Annotated in this window: 1 protein-coding gene; it reads right to left on the bottom strand. The window is 72.2% G+C overall.

Annotated features, from left to right (window positions below; genetic code table 11):
- The coding region (locus FLO80_RS24060; RefSeq protein WP_500676338.1) for a PAS domain-containing protein at positions 1 to 407 on the bottom strand (407 nt) is incomplete at both ends.

Raw genomic sequence — 407 nt, 5'->3', positions numbered from 1 at the left:
ACCCGCTGGACGTAGATCACCACCGGCGCGCTGTCGATCAGGCTGCGCAGCCGCGCGTGGGCCGCCTGTGCCCGTTCCTCCTGGCGCCGGCCTTCGCTGATGTCGAGCAGCACGCCGGACAGCCCCAGGGCACTGCCGCGTCCCAGCGGCCGGCCCTCGATGCGCAGCCAGCGGCGCTCGCCGCGGCTATCCGGCTGACGCAGGCAAAGGTCCTGGGCCAGCGCCTGGCCGCTGCGCAGGCTGGCACGCAGGCGCAGGCCGAACTCGTCGGCATCCGCCGGTTGCAGCAGGCACTGCAGGTGTTCCAACGGCACCCGACGATACTCGCCGGTCAACCCCAGGCTGTCGTGCAAGGCCGGCGCCAGTTCGAAGAGTTCCTGCTCCGCCCAGTAACGCCACCAGCCGCC

The organism is Aquicoccus porphyridii, assembly GCF_008369105.1.
GTDB lineage: Bacteria > Pseudomonadota > Alphaproteobacteria > Rhodobacterales > Rhodobacteraceae > Aquicoccus > Aquicoccus porphyridii.
Note: the sequence above shows the minus strand (reverse complement) of the source record. Positions and strands in the feature narration are given on the sequence as shown.